12 protein-coding genes are annotated in these 12092 nt (G+C 42.5%); 6 read left to right on the forward strand and 6 right to left on the reverse strand.

Annotated elements, in window-relative coordinates:
- Positions 1–10: 10 nt before the first annotated feature.
- The gene (locus tag HYN43_RS26460) at positions 11–301 is read right to left on the reverse strand and encodes an RNA recognition motif domain-containing protein (RefSeq protein WP_119406870.1); all 291 of its coding nucleotides are present in this window, start codon (positions 299–301) and stop codon (positions 11–13) included.
- Between the two features lie 251 nt (positions 302–552).
- Between HYN43_RS26460 and HYN43_RS26465 the strand changes: the two genes are divergently transcribed.
- Positions 553–1089, forward strand: a complete 537-nt coding sequence (locus tag HYN43_RS26465; RefSeq protein WP_119406871.1) for a YfiT family bacillithiol transferase — start codon at positions 553–555, stop codon at positions 1087–1089.
- A gap of 85 nt (positions 1090–1174) precedes the next feature.
- Here HYN43_RS26465 and HYN43_RS26470 read toward each other — a convergent pair whose 3' ends face one another.
- From HYN43_RS26470 to HYN43_RS26485, 4 genes are all read right to left on the reverse strand, one after another.
- Complete coding sequence (locus HYN43_RS26470) at positions 1175–4912, reverse strand: sensor histidine kinase (protein ID WP_119406872.1); 3738 nt, start codon at positions 4910–4912, stop codon at positions 1175–1177.
- An 88-nt stretch (positions 4913–5000) separates the two neighbouring features.
- Positions 5001–5888, reverse strand: a complete 888-nt coding sequence (gene fabD, locus HYN43_RS26475) for an ACP S-malonyltransferase (protein WP_119406873.1) — start codon at positions 5886–5888, stop codon at positions 5001–5003.
- Between the two features lie 119 nt (positions 5889–6007).
- Positions 6008–6649, reverse strand: a complete 642-nt coding sequence (gene folE, locus HYN43_RS26480) for a GTP cyclohydrolase I FolE (protein ID WP_119406874.1) — start codon at positions 6647–6649, stop codon at positions 6008–6010.
- Between the two features lie 9 nt (positions 6650–6658).
- Positions 6659–7075 (reverse strand): 6-pyruvoyl trahydropterin synthase family protein, encoded by a 417-nt coding sequence (locus HYN43_RS26485; RefSeq protein ID WP_119409137.1) that lies wholly within the window; start codon positions 7073–7075, stop codon positions 6659–6661.
- 75 nt (positions 7076–7150) lie between these two features.
- Here HYN43_RS26485 and mqnB point away from each other — a divergent pair, with 75 nt between their 5' ends.
- The 5 genes from mqnB (at position 7151) to HYN43_RS26510 (ending at position 10703) form a co-directional block, all read left to right on the forward strand.
- Positions 7151–7771 (forward strand): futalosine hydrolase, encoded by a 621-nt coding sequence (gene mqnB / locus HYN43_RS26490; protein ID WP_119406875.1) that lies wholly within the window; start codon positions 7151–7153, stop codon positions 7769–7771.
- 10 nt (positions 7772–7781) lie between these two features.
- Positions 7782–8651 (forward strand): menaquinone biosynthesis family protein, encoded by an 870-nt coding sequence (locus HYN43_RS26495; RefSeq protein ID WP_119406876.1) that lies wholly within the window; start codon positions 7782–7784, stop codon positions 8649–8651.
- A 72-nt stretch (positions 8652–8723) separates the two neighbouring features.
- Entirely contained in the window at positions 8724–8957 is a 234-nt protein-coding gene (locus HYN43_RS26500; RefSeq protein WP_119406877.1) for a hypothetical protein, read from the forward strand.
- A gap of 308 nt (positions 8958–9265) precedes the next feature.
- On the forward strand, positions 9266–9415 hold the full coding sequence (locus tag HYN43_RS30535; protein ID WP_162996638.1) for a PIN domain-containing protein: 150 nt from the start codon (positions 9266–9268) through the stop codon (positions 9413–9415).
- Between the two features lie 82 nt (positions 9416–9497).
- Positions 9498–10703: a hypothetical protein gene (locus HYN43_RS26510; protein WP_162996639.1), complete on the forward strand. Its 1206-nt coding sequence runs from the start codon at positions 9498–9500 to the stop codon at positions 10701–10703.
- A gap of 2 nt (positions 10704–10705) precedes the next feature.
- On the opposite strand, the gene hflX is transcribed toward HYN43_RS26510, so the two are convergent.
- The gene (gene hflX, locus HYN43_RS26515; RefSeq protein WP_119406879.1) at positions 10706–11890 is read right to left on the reverse strand and encodes a GTPase HflX; all 1185 of its coding nucleotides are present in this window, start codon (positions 11888–11890) and stop codon (positions 10706–10708) included.
- Between the last annotated feature and the right edge of the window lie 202 nt (positions 11891–12092).

A 12092-nucleotide genomic window follows, 5' to 3' on the forward strand; every position in this document is an offset into this window, starting at 1 on the left:
TTGCTTGGGTTTATTTTATTTTAAACGAGATGCGTGGGCGTTTATGCACTGCAGATTCTTCCATCTCCTGGTTATCGGCCGGGCGTACAACAATATTTCTATCGTCTATCGGCGCACCGTCAAGTTCTTTGATGGCCATTTCGGCACGGTTAGGATCGGCCATTTCCAGAAAGCCAAAACCTTTACTTTTACCGTTGTGGGTTACAATTTTTGAAGATAGTACTACACCAAACAATCCGAATAGCTGGCGGATGCCCTCGTTGGTAATATGATATGGTAAATTGGCAACAAATATTTTCATGTGGGTTATGGTTTTAGCAGCCGTTTGGGCTGTAGTTATTGATTTATAACACGACAGAAAAAAAGTTTGTTTAAAAAAATGTAACTAAAAAGAAAAACAGGCATTCTGATGACAGATCATAACCGTTGCAGGTGAGAGGTATCATCGGCTTAGCCGCATACCGGCATCGGCCTTATCCTGTTAATGTGGACCCGGCAACTTGCAACAGCATAAAATAATAGCTATTTTAATTTTTTTTAACATAGCACATCATGACAGACGAACAAATGAGATACCCTATCGGGAGGTTTGTAAACCCGCTTTCATATACAGCCGAAGACTTACGTGGCTGGATTGAGGATATTGCCACACTGCCCGGTAAGTTAAGGCATGCCATTGCCGGCCTCAACTACCAGGAGCTGGATACTCCCTACCGTACAGGAGGTTGGACATTAAGGCAGGTGATTCACCACATGGCCGACAGCCATATGAACTCCATAACCCGCATTAAACTGGCCCTTACCGAAAACAACCCGGTAATAAAACCTTACGAAGAGGCCGACTGGGCCCTGCTGCCCGACTATCGCCTGCCGGTTGAGCCATCCATCAAAATGCTGGAAGGCATCCACCAGCACATGGTTGCCCTGTTTGAAAGCTTTACTGAAAACGAGTGGGAACGCACGTTTGTACACCCGGCATCGGGCGATACCATCTCACTAAAAAAATGCCTGGCAACCTACTCATGGCACAGCCGCCACCATTTGGCTCATGTTACAGAAACGGTGAAGAAGTTTGTAAAAGCGAGTTGAAAGCCGAAGGCAGAAAGCATAAAGCCAAAGGCTCAAAGCAAAAAGCACAATCAAGCTTTAGGCTTTGAGCCTTCTGCTTTCAGCTTCAAGAAGCGGCCGGCAAACTTAAATAAAACGTTGTGCCAACACCCATGGTAGTTTCAAACCATATTTTGCCGTTGGCGTTTTCGATTGAGTTTTTGATAAAAGCCAATCCCAAACCGGTGCCCGAGCTTTTGGTGGTAAAATTGGGTTCGAAGATTTTTTCACGCATTTCTTCGGGGATGCCGTTGCCGTTATCTTTAATGGTAAGCAGGATATTTTTACTGGTGATGAGGTAGTTTACTTCAATAATGCATTGCGTACCCTGCGGAGTTGCTTCGATGGCATTTTTAAGCAGATTGTTAAAGCAGCGCAGTAGCTGGTCGCGGTCGGCATTAATGATAAAAGGAGCTTCCGGCTGCACATAGGCTATAAACACGCCGTCCATCTGCTTAAAGATAGTTACGGCCTGATTAAGCATCTGGAAAATATCAATCTGCTCAATTTTAGTATCAGGCATCTTTGCAAAGGCCGAAAACTCGGATGCGATAGATGATAAGCTTTCAATCTGTTCAACAAACGATTTGCTGAAGCGCTCAAATTTCTGATCAAACTTAGGGTCTTTATCCTTCCACGATTTATCAAGCAGCTGCAAGCCCAGTTTTAATGGTGTTAACGGGTTTTTAATTTCGTGGGCTACCTGTTTGGCCATTTCCCGCCATGCGCTTTCACGTTCGCTTTGGGCCAATCGCTGGGCACTGTTTTCAAGAGCCGAGATCATTTTATTATATTCCTTCACCAATGCCCCGATCTCGTCATCGCGCGACCATTTAATTTGCTCGTTCTTTTTGCCATAAATGGTTTTGCTCAGGCTTTGCTGTATAAAGTTAAGCGGTGCCGTAATCTGCCGGGCTATGATAATGGCAAACAAGCCTATTGCTATAAAAACAATGGCATAAACGTTTATCATCACGTTTAGCAGCGAGCTTATCCGCTCGCGGTAGTCTGTTTCATTACTAAAATAGGGCAGCTGGATGTAGGCAACAGTTTTATAAGTATTAGGGATGGTGATGGGGGCATATGCGGCTTTGTAGCTCAAATCGCCAATTTTTTCGTCGTTAACAAAGCCTGTTTTTTGCAGCATGCTTAAATTAATAAATGCACGTGCATTCATTCTTTTGGCAACCAGTCCGTTCTCGTAAATTTTGGGCTGTGTAGTTAATAACGGAACGCCGGTTGTGTCAAACAGGGTAAGGTCGGTTGCGTAGGTGTTGGCCAGTTCGTTAAAGTGTACCTGGCTTTCCTCGTCAACGTGGGCTATATATTTTGTAAAAAGCCCGTTTTCGAGGGTGGCCGAGATCCGGGTTATTTTATCCCTGATCATTTTTTCCTGCTGGGTATAGTATTGGTTACTGATGGATAAAAAGGTGATAAAACCAACCAGCACCAGGGTAATTACTACCGCCAGGATCATGGAGATCTGGATGCGGGTTTTATACAGCACCTTATCAAAGTTTATCCTCAGCCTGAATTTAAATCCATCGGTGGCTACGTTGAAAATTTTTATGCGGGCCCACAACCATTTTAAGCTGATGATAACCGCACTGAATATGAGCAGTACCACCAAGAAAAAGGTAAGCGAAGTAACGCTGTAATACAACGAGTTTTGCTCCCGGCTCACTACAATCAGGTTTCTCTCGCTGGGTTTGTATATCAGGTGGCTGTAGGTTGTAAAACGCTCGTACCATACGGCACTATGGTTTTGAGTTGTTTTTTCGATATATTTTTTTAATTCGCCTTTAAACTCGTTGTTGTTGCGCGAGTAGATGTAGCCGCCGCGCTGGCTTAGCAATTTGTTATCACTATAAAAAGCGTACGAGTAATCTTTAAAATCATCATCCCGGTTCAGGTTACCGTCTATCAGCAGTTCGGGAAAAGCACTGAATGATTGCAGCGGCTTTGATTTAAGTTCGATTACGATAGTGCCAAGCTGTTTATCATTGGTGTTTACCGGCAATATGGCAAAGTAGTTTTGATAACCGAATGATTCATTTTCGCGGTAAAAATAATCTGATACTTTAAACGAACTGTACAATACCAGGTCCTTAAAAACGCTGAGCGAATAGTTTTTATCAGCAGATGTAGGTTCCTCCTTATCATCATATTCATGTACCCTGAATTCGTATTTCGACAGGTATCCATCAAAATAGAGCTTCTGGAAACGGGTTTTCAGATAATCGCCATTGTGGGTGCCATTAGCAAAATAGCGTACAATGGCTGTATCGGCAACTATCTGGTTTTCTATTTTTTTAAAAATCTGATCGGCTGACGGATCATCAGGAATTTCCAGTTTTTGCACCAGGGCGCGGCGGGTACCGTTCTCTTTTAAATCTTCAAAGTGATTAAGCTTAATAGCTGCTATCAGTGCGCAAACAAATACTATTGCCAAAAAGGGTGGTGCAAAAAGCTGTTCGTTTTGATAAATGAAATTGTAAGCCCTTATAAACACCAGTATCATCCACAAAATATAAAACAGTGTAAACTCCTGGTAGTATGCAAACACTACGGTGGTGGTCATCACACCAAAAAATAACAGGAATGCCTGGTGCGAGCGCGATACATTAAGTTTAAGGCAAATGGTTAATATAACCTCATTAAGCAGGTAAAATATTAAAAAGGCAAAACAAAGCATAAGCACCCCGAGCATGCTGAACCCTGTGAGGCTAAGTACATTATTTACATCGAAACTGATTTTTGAATTTAATACCAGGCCGTAAAATAAACGCAGTAAGGCCGTTGACGAAACAATCAGAATTAAAATGGATGCAACAACTATAATGTAACCGGCGGCCTTGTTTTGTACATTACTTAAAAGCTGATGGCGCTGTTTGTATAAAAAGGATACAAACCAAAATATGAGCAGAATATTGATGCAAAAATCGCCGAGGGAAGGAAAAATGGCGCTTGAGGCATAATACGATGGATTAAAAACATGAAGTTTATAGGTAAAATCGGGCAGGTTATAGTTCAGGTTGATAAACCTGAGCAATACAATAAACAAACCAAGCAATATTACTGATAAGGCCGCATATCCCTTTTGAGCAACGTAGTTACAGATGTTGTACATCAGCACACACAAGGCCAGGATGGTTAACACCCAAAACGAAAGCTCGTAATAAACAAAGTTGTCATCGGCAGGGTTGTTTTTGAGCCTTACTGAAAACAGGTAGTCGTTATCGAGGCTATGTACCTCATAAACATTGATATCGGTAAAATCGGCAATATCTATATTGTCGTCATCGAGCAGGTCTTTTGAGAATTTATTTTTGAGGTATTGGTTTTCAAATGCGTAGTTTATCTTAACCGGGATAAAGAAAATGACCGAAAATTTACCCACCGTTCGCCTGATGGTTTCATAATAGCCATTAGGTTGTTGTATAAATGAAAAGCCCTCCTTGATGGTATCGGTACTATCGGGCAGTACCTTTACTCCGCTCCAAAAGCTGAGCTTATGGTTAACAAGGGTTATAAACCAGGTATTGTTATGGGTAGTAAACTCCTCAATAGCATTAATGGCGTCCTGATCATTGTTGCGCAGGTTAATGAGCTTTTTAAATGTTGCCGGATTATTGAGCTTTTGGGTGATAAAAGCTTCTTTTTTGTGCAGATTATCTTCCAGCGTGCGTGCCGATTGTACCAGGCTATTGGCCGGAGTATATGTTTTTTGAACAATAACGGCTGTTGCCAGCAAAGTAACAACCAGCAGGGCAAGTAAAAGGCGTATTTTTCCGGAGGTGGTCAAGATATAGCTATAAAGATAGATTTTTATTTTGTTACACGCCTATAACAAAAACAAGGGCCACAATGTTGATTGCGGCCCTCAAAAAATTTTATTGCGGCAGTGCAGCGCTGGCTGTTACGGCGGTTTTATCAACCTTTTTAACAAGGCCCTGTAAAACGTTGCCGGGTCCTACTTCGGTAAATGAAGTGGCACCGTCTTCTAACATATGCTGTACGGTTTGCGTCCACCTAACGGCACCGGTAAGCTGGGCTATCAGGTTTTTCTTGATCGATTCCGGATCGGTATATGCTTTGGCATCAATGTTTTGATAGATAGGGCATACCGGCGCTTTAATCTCGGTAGCTACGATAGCAGCTTCCAGTTCAACCCTTGCAGCTTCCATTAGCGGCGAATGGAAAGCGCCGCCTACTTTAAGTTTTAAAGCACGTTTAGCACCGGCTTCGGTCATTTTTGCGCAGGCTTCGTCAATACCGGCAATTGAGCCTGATATTACCAACTGGCCGGGGCAGTTGTAATTTGCAGGCACAACCACTTCGCTGATGCGTTCGCAGATATCTTCTACGGTAAAATCGTCCAGACCTAAAATGGCGGCCATGGTTGACGGCTGAATTTCGCAGGCCTTTTGCATGGCATTGGCACGGGCAGCAACCAGCTTCAAACCATCCTCAAATGATAACGCACCGGCGGCAACTAATGCAGAAAACTCGCCTAATGAGTGCCCGGCAACCATTTCGGGTTTAAAATCATCGCCCAAAACTGTAGCTAAAATGGTTGAATGTAAAAATATGGCCGGCTGGGTAACGTTGGTTTGTACCAAATCATCGGCAGTACCTTCAAACATTACATCAGTAATGCGGAAACCCAAGATTTCATTAGCTTTTTCAAACAGCTCACGCGCTTTTTCTGATTGCTCGTACAGGTCCTTACCCATACCCGGAAACTGGGCACCCTGGCCCGGGAAAATATATGCTTTCATTGTGTTTTAGAGATTAGAGGTTAGTTAATTAGAGATTAGTTATCTGGCGATTAAAGGCTGGTATCATGATCAAGCTTCTAAAACCTAATCTCTGATCTCCAACCTCTAATCTCTCCTAATCAACTCAACTTCGAACTTATTAAATTCAAAAACTCTGTTCTTGTTTTTTCTTTCAGAAACTCGCCGGTAAAGGCTGATGTTGTGGTTACTGAGTTTTGCTTTTGTACGCCGCGCATGCTCATGCACAGGTGGCGGCATTCAATAACTACGCCTACGCCTATCGGGTTCAGGGTTTGCTGAATGCAATCGCGGATTTCGTTGGTTAAACGTTCCTGCACCTGTAACCTGCGGGCGAAAACATCAACCACGCGGGGGATTTTGCTCAGGCCAACTACATGCCCGTTGGGGATGTAGGCTACGTGAGCCTTGCCGAAAAAGGGTAGCATGTGATGTTCGCACATTGAGTATACCTCAATATCTTTTACTACTACCATTTGGCTGTAGTCTTCCTTAAACTTGGCCGAGTTCAGGATCTCTTCGGCATTAAGCTCGTAACCGTGGGTGAGGTACAGCATGGCTTTGGCTACACGCTCGGGGGTTTTTAGTAAACCTTCGCGGCTTGCATCCTCACCAATTTGTGTAAGCACGTTATGATAGTTGTCTTTTAAACTATCTACACGCTCCTGGTTGTAACGGTCTATTTTGACATATCCGCCGAAGTCGTCATCGTCGGTATCCTGGCTAAATTGTGAATCGCTCATCGTATAAAATTAACCGCCAAAATACTCGGCAGAATTATTTTCGGTTTCGTACAGCTTTACCGAGTGTAAAAACACACCTTCGTAAGCTTCAATAGGGCCTTTTAACTGGTTAAAAATCTCGATGCAAAGCAACTCGGTCGAGGCCATTTTGCCTGCCATAAAATCAACATCCTTGTTGATGTTTTTATGATCGAGCTTTTCAATCACGTGTTCGTTAATTATAATTTTAAGCTCTTTCAAATCAATCAGGTAGCCCGTAGCGTGGGTAACCTCGCCTTTTACAGTTACAAACAGGTTGTAATTGTGGCCATGCCAGTTGGGGTTGGCACATTTGCCAAACACCTCAAAGTTTTTTTCAGCGCTCCATTCCTCACGGTACATCCGGTGAGCGGCATTAAAATGTTCCTTGCGCGTTATATGTATCATCATAACAAATTGGGTGCAAATATACAAAACAAAAACAGGTGAGTTGTTTTATATTAGCCGTCAAAATAATGCAATATGCTTATACTCATTGTTGCAGCCACCAGGTTTGAAGTTGAACCCCTAATTAACACTTTTGGCAATAAAGCAGATGTACTTGTAACCGGCGCAGGCATGGTGCCAACTGCCTTTGGCATGGCCCGGCAACTCAGCAACCACACTTATGATCTGGCCATTAACCTCGGTATTGCAGGTAGTTTTGACCGTAATTTTAATTTGGGGGATGTGCTGGAAGTTACCGAAGACACTTTTGCCGAGCTTGGCGCACAGGATGACGAAGCTTTTGTTAATATAGATACCCTTGGTTTTGGCGAAAGCGTTTTTACACCCACCACATCGCTTAATGAGGTTTACCCGAACTTTTATTTAAAAAAAGCCCGAGCTATAACCGTTAATACCGTGCACGGGCATGAGCCATCTATCCAAAAAATACAGCAACGCTTAAACCCGCAGTTGGAAAGCATGGAAGGGGCGGCCTTTTTTTATGCCTGCAGGCAAATGAACGTGCCCTGCATGCAAATCAGAGCAGTGTCAAATTATGTTGAAAAACGTAACCGGGAGGCCTGGAACATTGGCCTGGCTATTAAAAATCTGAATACATTTGCTACCGACCTGGTTGGCCAGATCATTAACACGTAATCTATCTACCATGAAACTAACGCTCGGATTTTCGCCCTGCCCTAACGATACTTTTATTTTTGACGCCCTTATTCACCATAAAATTGATACCGAAGGCCTGGAGTTTGAAGTATTTTATGATGATGTGGAAACGCTTAACCAAAAAGCTTTCCGCGGCGAACTGGATATTACCAAGCTGAGTTACCATGCCTTTGCTTATGTAACCGATAAGTATGTGCTGCTTGATTCGGGCAGCGCGCTGGGTTTTGGGGTAGGGCCGCTTTTGATTTCGGATTTGGAAATTTCGATTGAGGATATGGAGAAAAACCAGATCAATGATCCGAAATCGGGCAAGCGGGTACCTGTAATAGGCATCCCGGGTAAATACACTACTGCCAACTTTTTGTTGGGGCTTGCTTTTCCCGAGGCTACCAACAAAAAAGAAATAGTGTTTTCGGAAATTGAAGATTCTGTGTTGGATGGCCGCATCGATATTGGCCTTATCATTCATGAAAACCGTTTCACCTACCAGGATAAAGGCCTGAAAAAGATTATCGATCTTGGCGATTACTGGGAACAACGTACCGGTTGCGCCATCCCCCTGGGGGGCATTGTAGCCAACCGCAAATTGCCCTTAGATGTTCAGCATAAAATAAACAGGGTGCTGCGTAAATCTGTTGAGTTTGCTTTTGCCAACCCTAAATCGGGTTTGGAGTTTATTCGCGAGCATGCGCAGGAAATGAGCGAGGAAGTGATGTATAAACACATTGAGCTTTATGTGAATCAGTACTCGGTTGATTTGGGTGTGGAAGGACGTAAGGCGATTAATTTGATGTTTGATACGGCTTTGGAAAAAGGGATTATTCCGGAGATAAAGGATGGCATATTTTTGACGGATTGATCTATTTGTATTTACGTAAATATGTAAATACGCGACTTTTATTTTGAGTATATTTGTGTAGGAGGATAAAAAATGAAGACGACAAAACTCAAAATAGAGGAATTTAAAACTCCGTATATGCCACCAATACCTAAATCATATTCGGTAGAAGAAATTTTGGCTGCTGGTGGTGCTACGGCCTTCGCGAATAAAATGGGTAAAAAGCCGGAAAATATTGAGAAAGCCCTTGAGGCTTTACCCGATGAAGGATTTTTAACCGATGAAGATGTTAAGGCTGCACTCGAAATTTTGAAAGAGAAAAGATGAATTTATTGCTTGATACCAACATTTTCGTTTTCATATCAAGAAATCCCAAATTAAAGCTTTTAAGTACGATTATTAACCCGGATAATCGGCAGTTATATGTTTCTGTCGTTACCCTGGCTGAGTTGCGGTCTATTGCTCTTCAAAACAATTGGACAAAAGAAAAATGGGATTTTATTTAACCGATAATAGATGAGTGTTATCAAATAGAGGCGACGCAAATTCTGGTTAATTCTTATTCCCAAATCGATGCCTACTCCCAACGCCGCAACCCATCCTTTCATGAATACAGCTTCGCCACTCCCCGCAACATGGGCAAAAATGATCTTTGGATAGCATCAACAGCAGCCCTGCTCGGCTTAACTTTAGTAACTACCGACAAAGATTTCGATCACCTGCACCAAATTTTTATGGAGGTAAAACGCATCGCTCCGGAAGATTTATTATCTCCGAATAAATAATCCTCCCATAAAAATATTTTTCAACTTAACATGTAATTAACTTTATAATTACATATATTTAACCCACCAATTATAAACTTTTATGATACGGCTGTTTAATGTACCCGCTACATTACTGCTGATCTTTTCATTGACTTTCGCGTACGGCCAACCTAAAGATCAAAGGCTTCGCTTTGACTTTTATGAAGGGTTTTTTAATGCTGCTGCGGACAGTTCTTTATGGGTTGATGCTCCACAAACGCTAACATCTAAAGATGTTAAAGTGTTTTATAGCCAGCTAAACTTATCGACTTATCAATCTTTAATTGACTCATTAAAGGCCTTTCAACAACGTTATGAATTGAGCGACTGGCTTTATTATCAGCTAATTCGCAAAACAGCGCAGCAAATCAGCCCGAAAGAAAACAACTACGCCCGTTACACCCTTTATAAATGGTTTCTGCTCACAAAATCCGGGTATGATGCCCGGCTGGCGCTTACATCAACCAAAGTTATTTTTTATGTTTTGAATGATGAAGATGTGGAAGACATCCCGTTTTTTATGGATGGCGATAAAAAATATATCTGCCTTAATTATCACGATTATCCCAATACAAATCTTAACCAGGATCCACCCATTCCTTTTAATATTAACATACCCGGGGCAAGCAAAGCGTTTTCATACAAAATAACCCGCATGCCCGATTTTAGCCCGGCAGGCTATATTGATAAAGAGCTTCAGTTTACCTATCACCACAAAGTTTATTATTTCAACATCAAACTGAATAAAGATGTGGAAACCATATTTGCCAACTACCCGGTGGTTGATTTTGAATCGTACTTCAATATCCCGATGAGTAAGGAAACATATAGTTCGCTAATCCCCCTGCTTAAGAAAAATGTGAAAAATATGGATCAGAAAAAAGGTGTTGATTACCTGATGCGCTTTACCCGCTACGCCTTTTTATACGAAACCGACGAGGAAAACTTCGGCAAAGAAAAGCGCCTGTCGCCCGAGGAAACGCTGTTTGCCAAATACAGCGACTGTGACGACAGGGCCGCCTTGTTTTTTTACCTCGTAAAAGAGATTTATGATTTGCCGATGATAGCCGTTTTGTATCCTACTCATATTACCATGGCGGTACAATTTGATAAGCCTATCGGTACATCTGTAACTTATAGAGGCAGGGTATATTCATTTTGCGAGCCAACACCACAGGCCGAAAACCTGGGTATTGGCAGTATCTCAAAAAAATTGGCTGATAAGCCTTATGAAGTGGTGTATCAATATACGCCGGCCGGCAAATGATCTTAATATAACAACTGATCATACGGATATCGCTCCGTGTGTATCGCCTTCACCTCTTTATACAACAACGCTCTAAATTCCTCCACATTCTCCTTTTTAGTGGCAGAAATAAATATAGCCGGCGCATTATTCTTAGCCATCCAGCTATGTTTAAAATCTTCAAGCGTTAAAGGCTCGCCCTGGGTTTCAACCAAATGGTCTTCGGGTTTAAAGGCATCTATTTTGTTAAATACCGTGATGATGCGTTTATCAATAGCTCCTATGTCCTTTAGCGTTTCGTTAACCGTACGGATCTGATCTTCAAAATTGGGGTGCGAAATATCCACCACATGGATCAAAATATCCGCCTCGCGGGTTTCATCGAGGGTAGATTTAAAGCACTCTACCAAATGATGCGGCAATTTGCGGATAAATCCTACCGTGTCCGACATCAGGAAGGGCAGGTTCTCTATCACTACTTTCCTTACCGTGGTATCCAGTGTGGCAAACAGCTTGTTTTCGGCAAATACTTCCGATTTGGCAATCATATTCATGATGGTTGATTTGCCTACGTTGGTATAACCCACCAAAGCGGTACGTACCAGTTGATGGCGGTTTTTGCGCTGGGTTTCGTTCTGCTTATCAATTTGCTTCAGCTTATCCTTCAGCAGCGAGATCTTATTCAGAATCAAACGGCGGTCAGTTTCAATTTGCGATTCACCGGGGCCGCGCATACCAATACCACCTTTCTGGCGCTCAAGGTGAGTCCAGAGGCGGGTAAGGCGGGGCAGCAGGTACTGCAGCTGGGCCAGTTCAACCTGGGTTTTGGCCTGGGCTGTTTGCGCGCGGCTGGCAAAAATATCCAGGATCAGGTTGTTCCTGTCAAGAATTTTTACCTGTAATTCATTCTCAATATTACGCAGCTGCGATGGCGAAAGGCCATCATCAAAAATCACAATGTCAATTTCTTCTTCCTTTACATAGGCTTTAATTTCTTCGAGTTTGCCCGAGCCTACAAAGGTTGCCCTGTCCGGGCGCTGTAGTTTTTGAGTGAAGTGGTTAACAGTTAAAGCGCCCGCGGTGCTGGCTAAAAACTCCAGCTCTTCCAGGTGCTCCTTCTCCATTTCATCAGTTTCATCGGGTGTTATCACACCCACAAGTACAGCTTTCTCCTGCTTCACAGCAGTATCATAAAATTTTTGTCTCATTAATTACAGTATATCAATCCAAATGCCAGTTAAATAAATGTACTTAAACCGGCGCTCCAAATAAAATTTTAATGCCAAATTAGCATAATTGAATGCCATGAGGCGGGTAAAATGGCTTTCTTTCAAAAAAAATAAATAAAATGGCTATTAAATCCTTTTCGTAACAATGTTGATTTATTGCTATCTTAGTACCGATCAAACC

This window comes from Mucilaginibacter celer (assembly GCF_003576455.2).
Classification (GTDB): domain Bacteria; phylum Bacteroidota; class Bacteroidia; order Sphingobacteriales; family Sphingobacteriaceae; genus Mucilaginibacter; species Mucilaginibacter celer.

Excerpts from the sequence above, each read along its gene's own strand:
- HYN43_RS26460 (WP_119406870.1), bottom strand. The coding sequence starts at position 301 with ATGAAAATATTTGTTGCCAATTTACCATATCATATTACCAACGAGGGC.
- HYN43_RS26465 (WP_119406871.1), top strand. The coding sequence starts at position 553 with ATGACAGACGAACAAATGAGATACCCTATCGGGAGGTTTGTAAACCCG.
- fabD (WP_119406873.1), bottom strand. The coding sequence starts at position 5,888 with ATGAAAGCATATATTTTCCCGGGCCAGGGTGCCCAGTTTCCGGGTATG.
- folE (WP_119406874.1), bottom strand. The coding sequence starts at position 6,649 with ATGAGCGATTCACAATTTAGCCAGGATACCGACGATGACGACTTCGGC.
- HYN43_RS26485 (WP_119409137.1), bottom strand. The coding sequence starts at position 7,075 with ATGATACATATAACGCGCAAGGAACATTTTAATGCCGCTCACCGGATG.
- mqnB (WP_119406875.1), top strand. The coding sequence starts at position 7,151 with ATGCTTATACTCATTGTTGCAGCCACCAGGTTTGAAGTTGAACCCCTA.
- HYN43_RS26495 (WP_119406876.1), top strand. The coding sequence starts at position 7,782 with ATGAAACTAACGCTCGGATTTTCGCCCTGCCCTAACGATACTTTTATT.
- HYN43_RS26500 (WP_119406877.1), top strand. The coding sequence starts at position 8,724 with ATGAAGACGACAAAACTCAAAATAGAGGAATTTAAAACTCCGTATATG.
- HYN43_RS30535 (WP_162996638.1), top strand. The coding sequence starts at position 9,266 with ATGGGCAAAAATGATCTTTGGATAGCATCAACAGCAGCCCTGCTCGGC.
- HYN43_RS26510 (WP_162996639.1), top strand. The coding sequence starts at position 9,498 with ATGATACGGCTGTTTAATGTACCCGCTACATTACTGCTGATCTTTTCA.
- hflX (WP_119406879.1), bottom strand. The coding sequence starts at position 11,890 with ATGAGACAAAAATTTTATGATACTGCTGTGAAGCAGGAGAAAGCTGTA.